This window comes from Ideonella livida, assembly GCF_010499455.1.
GTDB classification, from domain to species: Bacteria; Pseudomonadota; Gammaproteobacteria; order Burkholderiales; family Burkholderiaceae_C; genus Ideonella; species Ideonella livida.
Genome location: NZ_JAAGOH010000004.1, coordinates 200,230 through 212,763 on the forward strand (window position 1 = coordinate 200,230; position 12,534 = coordinate 212,763).

Below are 12,534 nucleotides of genomic sequence, written 5' to 3' on the forward strand. Positions count from 1 at the left end.
GGTCGGCGGTGCCGGTACCGCCGCCCCCCGACTTCGTTCTTGCCTGCCGCCGGCACCCCAATGGGTACCGGCCGTTCCCCTGAACTCCCCGCGAAGGATTGCCCAACATGATGCTGCGTGAAGGCCCCGCCCTCGCACCGGTGCGCCGCGAAGACTACGCGCCGCCGGCCTATTGGATCCGCACGGCCGAACTGACCTTCGACCTCGACACCGCCAAGACCATCGTGGCCAGCAAGCTGGCCATCGAGCGCAACCCTGCCCTCCCGGTGCAGCCCTTGCGCCTGCATGGCGAGGACCTCAACCTCCTGCGCGTGCTCGTCAACGGCCAGAGCGTCTCCTTCCGCCACGAAGACGGTCAATTGGTGCTGGAGGCCCCGGAGGCCGACCAGTTCATCCTGGAGATCCGCAACACCATCGCCCCAGAGAAGAACACCCAGCTCAGCGGCCTGTATGCCAGCGGCTCTGGACTGTTCACCCAGTGCGAGGCCGAGGGTTTCCGCCGCATCACTTACTTCGTCGACCGGCCGGATGTGATGGCGCGCTACACGGTCACGCTGCGGGCAGACCGCCGCAAGTACCCGGTGCTGCTGTCCAACGGCAACCTGATCGAGCAGGGCGACCTCGACGGCGGTCGCCACTTTGCACGCTGGGAAGATCCGTTTCCCAAACCCAGCTATCTGTTTGCCGTGGTGGCTGCGGATCTGGTGGCGCGCGAGCAATGGGTGCGAACCCGCTCGGGCCAGGATCATCTGCTGCAGATCTATGTGACCCGCGGCGACTTGGACAAGACCGAACATGCGATGAACTCGCTGATCGCCTCGATTGTCTGGGACGAGGCCCGATTCGGCCTGCCCCTGGATCTACAGCGCTTCATGATCGTGGCGGTGCCCGACTTCAACATGGGTGCCATGGAGAACAAGGGGCTCAACCTCTTCAACACCAAGTACGTCCTGGCCAGCTCGGCCACCGCCATCGACAGCGATTTCGACGCCATCGAAAGCGTGGTGGCGCACGAATACTTCCACAACTGGACGGGCAACCGCATCACCTGCCGCGACTGGTTCCAGCTCTCCTTGAAAGAAGGCCTGACCGTCTTCCGCGACCAGGAGTTCAGCATGGACATGGCCGGCTCCGCCTCCGCCCGTGCGGTGCGGCGCATCGCCGACGTGCGCACCTTGCGTGAGCGCCAGTTCCCCGAAGATGCCGGCCCGATGGCCCACCCGGTGCGGCCGGACGTCTACCAGGCGATCGACAACTTCTACACCCCGACGATCTATGAGAAAGGGGCTGAAGTGGTGCGGATGATGCACACGCTGGTAGGCCAGGCCGGTTTCGCGGCAGGCATGCGCCTGTACTTCGAACGCCATGACGGCCAGGCGGTGACCTGCGATGACTTTGCGCAGGCACTGGCCGATGCCAACCCCGACAGCCCGCTGGCCCAACAGCTGGACCTCTTCAAACGCTGGTATACCCAGGCCGGCACACCGGTGCTGGAGGCTCGCAGCACCCACGACCCGCTGGCGCAGCGCCTGACGCTGACCCTGCGCCAGCGCTGTCCCGCCACGCCGGGCCAGGCCCAGAAGCTGCCCCAGCTGCTGCCGGTGCGGATGGGCCTGCTGGCCGCCGAGGGTCGGGCCCTGCCCCTTCAGCTCGAAGGCGAGACCCAGGCCCGGGGAACGGAACGTCTGCTCATCATGACCCAAGCCGAGCAGCAGTTCACCTTCACCGACGTGCCGGCAGGCGCTGTGCCATCGCTGCTGCGCGGTTTCTCCGCCCCAGTGGTGCTGGATGACGGGCTGGACGATGAAGCCTTGCTCCACCTGCTGGACTGGGACCGGGACCCCTTCAACCGCTGGGAAGCCTCCCAGCGCCTCTACACGCGCCGCATCGTGGCGGGTCTGCGAGAAGGTGTCGAAGCATCCCGGCTGTCCTCGGCCCATCTCCAAGCGCTCTCTCGCTTGCTGCGTGACGAAGCCCTCGATCCGGCTTTCAAGGAGCTGGTGCTGCAGGTGCCCTCTGAAATGCAGCTCGTCGACCAGATCGCGCAGGCCGACCCGCAACGCTTGCACGAGCTGCGCGAAGGCCTGGTGGACCAGCTGGCAGCCGAACTGTGCGAGGACTGGACCTGGGTGGACGACACCCATCAAGTCAAGGCCGGCTACCGCCCCGACGCTGCCCAAAGCGGCATCCGCGCACTGGGCAATCTGGCGCTGGCAATGAAGGTGCGACATGCTGTGGCCACAGGCGACCCAGTCTGGCCTGGCAAGGCCTACCAGCGTTTCAAGGATGCCAGCAACATGACACTGCGCTGGGGCGCGCTCGAAGCCCTGGTGAATGCCCACGCCGAGCTGGCGGCACCGGCCCTGGCCCACTTCCACGAGCAGTTCCGTCATGAGCCGCTGGTGCTGGACAAGTGGTTCCAGCTCCAGGCCCGGGCCCCCGAACGCCAGGGCGAGGTCTTCGCCAAGGTGCGCCAGCTGCTCAAGCATCCGGATTTCCATCTGGGCAACCCCAACCGGGTCCGCGCGCTCGTGTTCTCCCTGACCCACTTCAACCCTGCGGCGTTCCACCGTGCGGATGCCGCCGGCTACGTCTTCTGGGCGGAGCGGGTGATCGAACTGGACGCCGCCAACCCGCAGCTGGCCTCGCGCCTCGCGCGAGCACTGGACCGCTGGCAGAACCTGGCCGAGCCATACCGAAGCGCCGCCCGCGAAGCCATCGCCCGTGTGGCCACCCGTCCAGAACTCAGCAGCGACACCCGCGAAATCATTGAACGTGCCTTGAACGAAGGACAGGAGACCTCATGAGCAAACGGATCAGTCTGACCCAGTACCTGGTGGAACAGCAACGCGAGCACGGCCACATTCCGGCCCAGCTGCGCCTGCTCATCGAGGTGGTGGCCCGCGCCTGCAAGCGCATCGCGATCTCGGTCAACAAGGGCGCGCTGGGCGAAGTCCTCGGTTCCGCCGGCTCCGAGAACGTGCAAGGCGAAGTGCAGAAGAAGCTCGACATCATCTCCAATGAGGTGCTGATCGAGGCCAATGAGTGGGGCGGGCACCTGGCCGCCATGGCATCCGAAGAGATGGACTCCATCCACGTGGTGCCCAACCGCTATCCCCAGGGCGAGTACCTGCTGCTGTTTGATCCGCTGGACGGCAGCAGCAACATCGACGTGAACGTGTCCATCGGCACGATCTTCTCGGTGCTGCGCAAGGTCAACAACACCCGCGGTGTGTCCGAAGAGGACTTCCTGCAACCAGGCAAACAACAGGCGGCCGCGGGCTACTGCGTGTATGGCCCCCAGACCACCCTGGTGCTGACGGTGGGTGAAGGCGTCGCCATGTTCACCCTGGACCGTGAGCAAGGGTCTTGGGTGCTGACGTCCGAGAAGGTGCAGATCCCGGAAGACACCAAGGAATTCGCCATCAACATGTCGAACATGCGCCACTGGGATGCCCCGGTCAAGCGTTACATCGACGAATGCCTGGCCGGCAAGGAAGGCCCCCGCGCCAAGGACTTCAACATGCGGTGGATCGCCAGCATGGTGGCCGATGTGCACCGCATCCTGACCCGTGGCGGCATCTTCATGTACCCATGGGACAAACGTGAGCCGGGCAAGCCAGGCAAGCTGCGCCTGATGTATGAAGCCAACCCGATGGCTTTTCTGGTCGAGCAGGCGGGCGGCCTGGCCACCAACGGACGCCAGCGCATCATGGACCTACAGCCCACCAAGCTGCACGAGCGTGTCTCGGTCATCCTGGGTTCGCGCAACGAAGTCCAGCGTGTGACCGACTACCACGGCGAGTCGACAGGCAGCTGAAGGCGAGAGGCGCGCTTCGATGTCCTGAGCAAGACTGAACGACGGCCCCACCCTTTCCTATTGCATCACATTAGAATTCGAATTAGAATTCCATTTTCGCCGGTGTAGCTCAGTTGGTAGAGCAGCGCATTCGTAATGCGAAGGTCGGGAGTTCGACTCTCTTCACCGGCACCAAAACACAAAAAAGCCCGCAGCTTGCTGCGGGCTTTTTGCATTTCTAATGCGCGCCATTTTGGCTTGGGTACGCCTTCGATGAGGCCTGGCGCTTGAGAGGCATCAAGTCAGATGGCTCTCAAGCCCCTCAGAGGGCACCTGGTAAAAGGTGCGCACCCTTACGCCGCTCGACCCACATCAAGGTCACCAGCCCCACCTCTCCCAGTACGGCACGAACCAGCAAAACCAAGCCGACGCCTTTACGTCGCGGGCGATTGGAAAGGCAGCAGTTCGGCCAAAAGCAACTGGCACCGGACCAGACTGAAACGTGCAGGCAAAAAAAATCCCGGCTTTGCCGGGATTTCATGTCAGGTTGGCGGAGACGGAGGGATTCGAACCCTCGATGGAGTTTTTGACCCCATACTCCCTTAGCAGGGGAGCACCTTCGGCCTCTCGGTCACGTCTCCAACCTAAGCTAGCAGTATAGCTTGGTTCAAGCACCGCCGCAAGCTATTTTCTTACTGCGATGCTTGAAACTTCAGGCGTCCAGGTCGAACGCGCGATGCAGCGCGCGCACCGCCAATTCCATGTACTTCTCGTCGATCACGACCGAAGTCTTGATCTCGCTGGTCGTGATCATCTGGATATTGATGTTCTCTGCACTCAGGGCTTCAAACATCTTGCTGGCCACACCCACGTGCGAGCGCATGCCGATGCCAACGATGGAGACCTTACAGATCTTCGCGTCGCCGATGACTTCATTGGCGCCCAGCGCCGGCAGCACTTCGGTCTTCAGCAGGTCCAGCGTCCGCTGATAGTCGTTGCGGTGCACCGTGAAGGAGAAGTCCGTCCGGCCTTCACGCGACACGTTCTGGATGATCACGTCCACATCGATGTTGGCCGCAGCCACCTTGCCCAGGATGCCGTAGGCAATGCCGGGCTTGTCGGGCACTCCCAGAACGGTGACTTTGGCCTCGTCGCGGTTGAAGGCGATGCCCGAGACAACTGCTTGTTCCATCTTCTCGTCTTCCTCGAAAGTGATCAGGGTGCCGGACTTGGCCTCTTCCTCGATGTTGATATCCCACGGCGTGAAGCTCGACAGCACACGCAGCGGCACGCGGTACTTGCCAGCGAACTCCACCGAGCGGATCTGCAGCACCTTGGAGCCGAGGCTGGCCATTTCCAGCATTTCCTCAAAGCTCACGGTGTGCAGGCGGCGGGCTTCCGGCACCACGCGCGGATCGGTGGTGTACACACCATCCACATCGGTGTAGATCAGGCACTCATCGGCCTTCATCGCCGCCGCCACGGCCACGGCCGAGGTGTCGGAACCACCGCGGCCCAGCGTGGTGATGTTCTGCTCTTCATCCACGCCCTGGAAGCCGGTGATGATCACCACCTTGCCCGCGGCCAGGTCTGCGCGAACGCGAACGTCGTCGATGCTCTGGATCCGCGCCTTGGTGTAGGACGAATCCGTCTTGATGGGCACCTGCCAGCCTGCATAGCTGACGGCTTCCATACCCTCTGCCTGGAGAGCCAGCGACAGCAAGCCCACCGAGACCTGCTCGCCGGTGCAGGCGATCGCATCGAGCTCGCGCAACATTGCCGGGGTTTGGGCGGCGGGCGAGACATCCTTGGCCAGGGCCAGCAGGCGATTGGTCTCACCACTCATGGCCGACGGGACGACGACCATCTGGTGACCTGCGCGGGCCCACTTGGCAACGCGCTTGGCGACATTGCGGATGCGCTCCGTGGAGCCCATCGAGGTGCCGCCGTACTTGTGAACGATCAGTGCCATGACGTTTGGGGAAAAACGGGATTGGAACCACCCGCTGGAACCGGCGCGCGCTCGGTCTTGAGCCTGGACTGCGCACCGGCGAGGACGTGGGAACCCAGAATTCTAGCCCGCTCCCGGGGGTTTGCCCGAACCAACGGGGTACGGGATCCACTCGACGCGGCATTGGGGGGTCTGCGCAGTGGCCATGAAGCGGGCGTCGACCCCCAGGCCCGGCGCGAACACGACCGGTGCCCCGCCTTGCGGCCCCAGTTTGAGCAACGGTCCGCCGCGAGCCCAGGCCGGCACCCCGCGGGCCTGGAACTGTTTCTTGAGCGAACGTGGCAGCCCACCGGGATGAAGTTGGAACTGCTCTCCGCCTTGCCGGGCGGACAGCCACAACCTTTCCAGCAGCGACCAGGGCAGTCCTTGCGCCTGCACCGGCTCCAGATGCAGCGCTCCTCCCCAATGCGCCAACACATGGCAGCCGGGGACCCTGGGTGCAGGTTCTGCCGTCCGATCTGGACTCGCGGCCGCCCCCCCAGGCTCCCCTGACGCCGACCCGGATGCCAGCCCCAGGCGACCCTGGTGGCACCAGAGGAAACGGCCCGCATCACCCGGTAAGGGCCAGCGGATGCCCCCCTTGGCAGCAGAACGCGTCAAGCCCGCCAGCACCACTTCCAGCCATACCTGGGGCGGCGTGCGTCCCAGGCGCATGCCCAGCCAGAGGCGCAAGCTGGCAGCGCGCCGCAACGGCGACAAGGTCAACCACGGGCCCAGGGAGAGATCTGCCTGCGACTCTGGCACACCGGAGTTTGGCCACAGGCAGACCGCCAGATCGGCACGGCTGACCTCTTCCACCAGATCGGCCGCCTGCCGCATGGCTTGAGCCGCCCGTGCAAGTTGCACCTCAACCCCCGGGAAAGCGGCCTCCAATTGCGGCCACACCAGGGTGCGCAGTCGGCTGCGCGCGTGAGACGGGCCGGCACTGGCAGCGACGTTGGTGGGATCCTCCACCCAAGCCAATTGCCAACGGCGGACGTAGGCCGTTATGCGGTCTCGTGGCTGGTCCAGCCACGGTCGCAGCCAGGTCATGCCGTGGTGGGTGGCCACCGTCCGCATGCCACCGGTCCCGCTGACCGAGGCCCGCAGCAGCTGCAGCAACACGGACTCGCCTTGGTCTTGCCGGTGATGGGCCAACCAGACGGCGCCGCACCCCAGTTCGCGGGCCTTCCGGCTCAATGCCTCATAGCGCTGTTCCCGGGCCCAGTGCTCCACGCTTTGCCCCGGCCCAGGCTGGCCAACAGCATGCAGAACGTGCAGATACACCGGAAGGCCACGTCGACGCCACCCGCCGAGCTGCCTGCGCAGGTGCGACACCCAGACATCGGCCAAGGGTTGCAGCCCATGGTGGACGTGCAAGGCGTGCACATCAAAGCCGTGCGCGCGTCCCAGCCGGGCCAGCGTATGCGCCAGGGCGGTGGAATCCCGTCCACCGCTGAGTGCCACCGCCTGCCGGATCGCAGGGGCGGCAGCCCCGTGCTCAGCGTCGTCCGGTGGTGGTGGTGTCGGCAAACCGGCCGTAGGACTTCAGACGGTTGTAACGGCGGTCCAGCAGCTCCTCGACAGAGAGGTCTGCCACCTGGCGAAGGGCATCGGCCAGGCCACGCTTGAGCTGGGCCGCCATGTACTTGGGATCCCGATGGGCGCCGCCCACCGGTTCACTGACGATCTTGTCCACCAGGCCAAGCGCCTTGAGCCGGTGGGCGGTGATTCCCAAGGCCTCGGCGGCGTCTGAGGCCCGCTCGGCCGTCTTCCAGAGGATGGAGGCGCAGCCTTCCGGTGAGATCACAGAATACACAGAGAACTGCAGCATCAGCACTTGGTCAGCCACGCTGATGGCCAAAGCGCCACCGGAGCCACCTTCACCGATGATGGTCGTGATGATGGGCACCTCGAGCTGCGCCATCTCGAAGATGTTGCGGCCAATGGCCTCCGACTGGCCACGTTCTTCAGCACCAATGCCCGGGTATGCACCAGGGGTGTCGACAAAACTGAAGACCGGCAGGCCGAACTTCTCGGCCAGCTTCATCAGGCGAAGTGCCTTGCGGTAGCCCTCAGGACGCGGCATGCCGAAGTTGCGCGCCGCGCGCTCCTTGGTGTCGCGCCCCTTCTGCTGGCCAATCACCATGCAGGACTGGCCATTGAATCGGGCCAAGCCGCCGACGATGGACAGGTCGTCCGCAAAGGCGCGGTCGCCGTGCAGTTCCTGGAAGTCGGTGAAGATCTCGTTGACGTAGTCCAGCGCATAAGGACGCTGGGGGTGCCGGGCAATCTGCGTGACCTGCCACGGAGACAACTGGGTGTAGATGTCCTTGGTGAGTTGCAGGCTCTTCTTGTCCAGCCGCTCGATCTCTTCGGAGATGTCCACGGCCGACTCGTTCTGGACGTAGCGCAGCTCTTCGATCTTGGACTCGAGTTCCGCGATGGGTTGCTCGAAATCCAGGAAGTAACGTTTGCTCATCGGTTCAAGTCCTTCCTACTTCACACCTTCAATAAGCCACCGGCACCGGGTCCAGGCTGCGCCACAGGTACCAGGTGGCCACAGACCGGAAAGGCGCCCATCCCTCGCCAAGCTCTCGGGCCTCGGCACGGGAGACAGGCTCTCCGCTGAAATAACACTGGCTGATGCCCTTGAGCAGCCCCAGGTCATCCAAAGGCAGCACATTGGGACGCAGGAGGTGGAAGATGAGGAACATCTCCGCCGTCCATCGTCCAATGCCGCGAATGGCGATCAACTCCTCGATGATGCCCTCATCGTCCATCCCGTTCCAGAGGTCAAGGTGGACTCGGCCATCTTCGAAGTGCCGTGCCAGATCAAGGAGGTATTCTGCCTTGCGCTGGGACAGTCCCGCGCTGCGCAGGCTGGGCACATCGTGCGCCAGCACCCGGGACGGGACCAGCGGCTCATCCTGGACGCACAGCAACAAACCCAGGCGATCCCAGACGGACTGGGCGGCCTTGACTGAAATCTGCTGCCCGATGATCGAACGCGCCAGGGTGCTGAACGCATCCCCACGGCTCTCGAGACGGGCCTGTCCGAAGCGCGGGATGAGCTTCTTCATCACCCGATCGCGCCGGCTCAGGTGGCGACAGGCCTCGTCCCAATAGGCCGGCGTGCCACACCGCACCGACTGGGTTGCTGACACCGGGGCCGGCAGGTCGGAATCGGGCGCGGGGCCCGCCTCCACCTCCACCGTCATGCCTTGACCCAGGTCGTGCCCTGGGCGCCGTCCTTGAGCACGATGCCGGCCTGCGCCAACTCGTCGCGGATGCGGTCAGCCAGCGCGAAGTCGCGCGCCTTCTTAGCCTGCGCACGGGCGTCGATGCGCGCCTGGATCTCCGCCTCTTCCAGGCTGGCACCCGCCTTCAAAAACTGCGCTGGAGGTTGCTGCAACACCCCGAGCGTGGCCGCTAGGCCACGCATCAGGATGGCCTTGTCGAGGTCCTTGCCGCGGTTGACCTCCGCAGCCAGCTCAAAGAGGGTCGCCACCGCCAGCGGAGTGTTGAAGTCGTCGTCCATGGCCTGGGCGAAGGCCGCCGCCTCGGGCTGAGACCAGTCCACACCGGTCGCCGCGGCTACCCGCTCGCACCAAACCCCTTCCAGCGCCGTGTAGAGGCGGCGCAGCCCCGCGCGGGCATCCTCCAGGTTGGCCTGACCAAAATTGAACGGACTGCGATAGTGGGTCTTGAGCATGAAGAAACGGAGCGTTTCCCCCTCGAAGTCCCGCAGCACATCGCGGATGGTGAAGAAGTTGCCCAACGACTTGGACATCTTCGTGTCGTCGACGTTCAGGAACCCGTTGTGCATCCACACATTGGCCAGGGGGCGGCCACTGGCCCCTTCGCTTTGCGCGATTTCGTTCTCATGGTGGGGAAACTGCAGGTCCAACCCACCGCCGTGGATGTCAAAGTGCTCGCCCAGCAACGCGCAACTCATGGCCGAGCACTCGATGTGCCAACCGGGCCGCCCAGGCCCATACGCACTGTCGAACTTGGCGTCCGCTGGCTCCTCAGGCTTGGCGGCCTTCCAGAGCACGAAGTCAAGCGGATCCTCCTTGCCGTCCCCCACAGCCACGCGCTCCCCAGCACGCAACTCGTCGATGGACTTGCCGCTGAGCTTGCCGTATCCGGCGAACTTGCGCACCGAGTAGTTCACGTCCCCGCTGCTGGCCTGGTAGGCCAGGCCCTTGTCTTGCAAGGTGCCGATCATGGCGAGCATCTGGGGCACGTACTCCGTGGCCCGGGGTTCGTGCGTGGGGGTCTCGATGCCGATGGCACGGATGTCCGCATGCATGGCGGCGATCATCTCGTCGGTGAGCTGCCGGATGGGAATACCCCGTTCCAGCGCCCGGCGGATGATCTTGTCATCGATATCGGTGATGTTGCGCACATACGTGACCGCCAGCCCGCGCGCCTTGAGCCAACGGTAGACGACGTCGAAGGCCATCATCATCCGGGCGTGACCCATATGGCACAGGTCGTAGATGGTCATGCCGCAGACGTACATCCGCACATGGCCCGGCTGGAGGGGAACGAAGTCTTCGACCTGGCGGGTCAGGCTGTTGTAGATGCGCAGGGCCATCAGGCGTGTTGGTGCAAGGAGAAAGGGGGCTGGAGGCCTTGACCGGCCCGGCACGACGCTCGCTGCGCTGCGCTGGCAAACCTGCCCCTCCACACCCGCGCCACCCGCTGCCAGGCCGCCATCCGGGGCGCTTCAGGGGGGTCGATAGAATCCGGTCAGTATATCGAAGGAGACCGCCGAGATGATCCGCACGAACCCCGCGCGCCGCCTGGCCCTGCTGGCAGCGCTGAGCCTGGGCACGGCCCTGGCCTGCGCCAACGCCTGGGCCCAGAAGGTCCGTCTGAGCACCACCCATGGCGACATCGTGGTGGAGTTGCAGCGCGACAAGGCGCCGCGCACCGTGGACAATTTCCTGGGCTATGTGAAGTCTGGCCACTACGAGGGCACCGTGTTCCACCGGGTCATCGACGGTTTCATGATCCAGGGGGGCGGCTTCACGGCCGACCTCAAGGAGAAACCCACGCGGGCGCCCATTGCGCTGGAGAGCCGCAACGGCCTGTCCAACGTCCGGGGCGCCATCGCGATGGCCCGCACGATGATGCCGGACTCGGCCACCGCCCAGTTCTTCATCAACGTGGTGGACAACCCCGCCCTGGACAGCTACGGCGGCGGCTACGCGGTCTTCGGCCGCGTGGTCACCGGCATGGAGGTGGTGGACGCCATTCGTGCCGTGCCCACCGCCAGCCGTGGCCCGCACCAGAACGTCCCCCAGTCCCCGGTGGTCATCAAGAAGGCCACCATCGAAGAATGAAACCCGAAGGCACTGCCATGACCAAGACCGTTGAACTCACCACCTCCGCCGGCGTGATCCGCCTCGAACTCGACGAGGCCAAGGCGCCGCAGACCGTCGCCAACTTCCTGGCCTATGTGCGCAAGGGCCACTACGACGGTACGGTGTTCCACCGTGTCATCAAGTCCTTCATGATCCAGGGCGGCGGCATGAACCCCGACATGAGCCAGAAGCCGACCGATGCCCCCATCGCCAACGAAGCCAATAACGGCCTCAAGAACGAGAAATACACCATCGCCATGGCGCGCACCAACGCCCCGCACTCGGCGACGGCCCAGTTCTTCATCAACACCAAGGACAACGGTTTCCTGAACTTCTCGTCCGAGTCGCCCAGCGGCTGGGGTTATGCCGTCTTCGGCAAGGTGGTGGCAGGCACCGAGGTGGTGGACGCCATCGAGAAGGTGCGCACCGGCCGAAAGGGTTTCCATGACGATGTGCCGCTGGAAGCCGTGACCATCGAAAAGGCCACCGAGATTGCCTGAGTTGGCTGAGGACGTCCGGCGGGAACCGGCCGACGGGGGCTTGCCCCGGTGGGTCTTGCCGGCGGATTGCCGGCGGATCGAGTTCCTGAGCGACGTCCACCTGTGCCCGGAGATGCCGCGCACCGCGGCAGCTTGGCAGGCTCACCTCGCACACACCCGGGCGGATGCGCTCATCATCCTGGGCGACTTGTTTGAGGCGTGGGTGGGCGATGACGCCGGCACGCAGGCCTTCGAGGCGTCAATGCTGGCGAGCTTGGCAAGCTACGCCCGCCGTGGGCGGCTGGGGCTGATGCGCGGCAATCGGGACTTTCTCCTGAGCCGTTCGCTGGCCGCAGGGCTCGGGGGCGTGCTGCTGGACGATCCCTGTCAGCTGCTGGCCCAGGGACACCGCTGGCTACTCAGCCATGGGGATGCCTGGTGTCTGGCCGACCAGGCCTACCAGGCGGTGCGGCCGCAGCTGCGCAGCCTGGCCTGGCAGCGGGACTTCCTGTCCAAGCCACTGACACAACGCCTGGCAATGGCCGCCGCCATGCGCCACGCCAGCGAGGCCCACCACCGCGCCGCCGCCCGCGCCGAGGACCCCTTGGCCTACGCCGATGTGGATGCGGACACCGCCTGCCGGGCCCTGCGGGAAGCCGACGCGCAGGTGCTGGTGCATGGCCACACGCACCGGCCTGGCCACACCCGTTGGCCCGCAGGCCTGAGCCGAGAGGTGCTGAGCGACTGGGACCTGGACACCACCGACCGGCCCCGCGCCGAGGTGTTGGTGCTGGAGAACGGTCTCCTGCGGCGCGAGGTGCCCCAGGCCGGCTGACGAACTGCGATACAGCAGGGCCCGGGCGCCGCACGCCACCCAAACCCGCCCACCAG

General features: G+C 65.0%; 10 protein-coding genes and 2 tRNA genes. 6 read left to right on the forward strand and 6 right to left on the reverse strand.

Annotation, left to right across the window (positions count from 1 at the left end):
• The first annotated feature begins 110 nt into the window (after positions 1–110).
• From pepN to G3A44_RS05400, 3 genes are all read left to right on the forward strand, one after another.
• Positions 111–2,807, forward strand: coding sequence for an aminopeptidase N (pepN, locus tag G3A44_RS05390; RefSeq protein ID WP_239061726.1), 2,697 nt, complete (start codon positions 111–113; stop codon positions 2,805–2,807).
• Complete coding sequence (locus tag G3A44_RS05395) at positions 2,804–3,820, forward strand: class 1 fructose-bisphosphatase (RefSeq protein ID WP_163456483.1); 1,017 nt, start codon at positions 2,804–2,806, stop codon at positions 3,818–3,820. Before pepN ends, G3A44_RS05395 begins: the two co-directional genes overlap by 4 nt.
• A 98-nt stretch (positions 3,821–3,918) precedes the next feature.
• Positions 3,919–3,994 (forward strand) — tRNA-Thr (locus G3A44_RS05400).
• 353 nt (positions 3,995–4,347) lie between these two features.
• On the opposite strand, the gene G3A44_RS05405 is transcribed toward G3A44_RS05400, so the two are convergent.
• The 6 genes from G3A44_RS05405 to cysS all read right to left on the reverse strand — a co-directional run bounded on the left by G3A44_RS05405 (position 4,348) and on the right by cysS (position 10,392).
• A tRNA-Ser gene (locus G3A44_RS05405) sits at positions 4,348–4,440 on the reverse strand.
• Between the two features lie 71 nt (positions 4,441–4,511).
• Positions 4,512–5,771 (reverse strand): aspartate kinase, encoded by a 1,260-nt coding sequence (locus G3A44_RS05410; protein WP_163456484.1) that lies wholly within the window; start codon positions 5,769–5,771, stop codon positions 4,512–4,514.
• A gap of 102 nt (positions 5,772–5,873) precedes the next feature.
• Positions 5,874–7,256: a tRNA lysidine(34) synthetase TilS gene (gene tilS / locus G3A44_RS05415; protein ID WP_163456485.1), complete on the reverse strand. Its 1,383-nt coding sequence runs from the start codon at positions 7,254–7,256 to the stop codon at positions 5,874–5,876.
• 34 nt (positions 7,257–7,290) lie between these two features.
• Complete coding sequence (locus G3A44_RS05420) at positions 7,291–8,271, reverse strand: acetyl-CoA carboxylase carboxyltransferase subunit alpha (RefSeq protein ID WP_163456486.1); 981 nt, start codon at positions 8,269–8,271, stop codon at positions 7,291–7,293.
• A 28-nt stretch (positions 8,272–8,299) separates the two neighbouring features.
• Positions 8,300–9,010, reverse strand: a complete 711-nt coding sequence (locus G3A44_RS05425) for a DNA-3-methyladenine glycosylase family protein (protein ID WP_163456487.1) — start codon at positions 9,008–9,010, stop codon at positions 8,300–8,302.
• Complete coding sequence (gene cysS / locus G3A44_RS05430; protein WP_163456488.1) at positions 9,007–10,392, reverse strand: cysteine--tRNA ligase; 1,386 nt, start codon at positions 10,390–10,392, stop codon at positions 9,007–9,009. Before cysS ends, G3A44_RS05425 begins: the two co-directional genes overlap by 4 nt.
• Before the next feature lie 181 nt (positions 10,393–10,573).
• Here cysS and G3A44_RS05435 point away from each other — a divergent pair, with 181 nt between their 5' ends.
• From G3A44_RS05435 to G3A44_RS05445, 3 genes are read left to right on the forward strand one after another with little or no spacing between them, the layout of a single operon-like run.
• A complete protein-coding gene (locus G3A44_RS05435) occupies positions 10,574–11,143 on the forward strand; it encodes a peptidylprolyl isomerase (RefSeq protein ID WP_163456489.1) in 570 nt (189 codons plus the stop codon).
• A gap of 17 nt (positions 11,144–11,160) precedes the next feature.
• Positions 11,161–11,664, forward strand: coding sequence for a peptidylprolyl isomerase (locus G3A44_RS05440; protein ID WP_163456490.1), 504 nt, complete (start codon positions 11,161–11,163; stop codon positions 11,662–11,664).
• Positions 11,665–11,719: 55 nt separating this feature from the next.
• Positions 11,720–12,478, forward strand: coding sequence for a UDP-2,3-diacylglucosamine diphosphatase (locus G3A44_RS05445; RefSeq protein ID WP_259372984.1), 759 nt, complete (start codon positions 11,720–11,722; stop codon positions 12,476–12,478).
• The last annotated feature ends 56 nt before the right edge of the window (positions 12,479–12,534 follow it).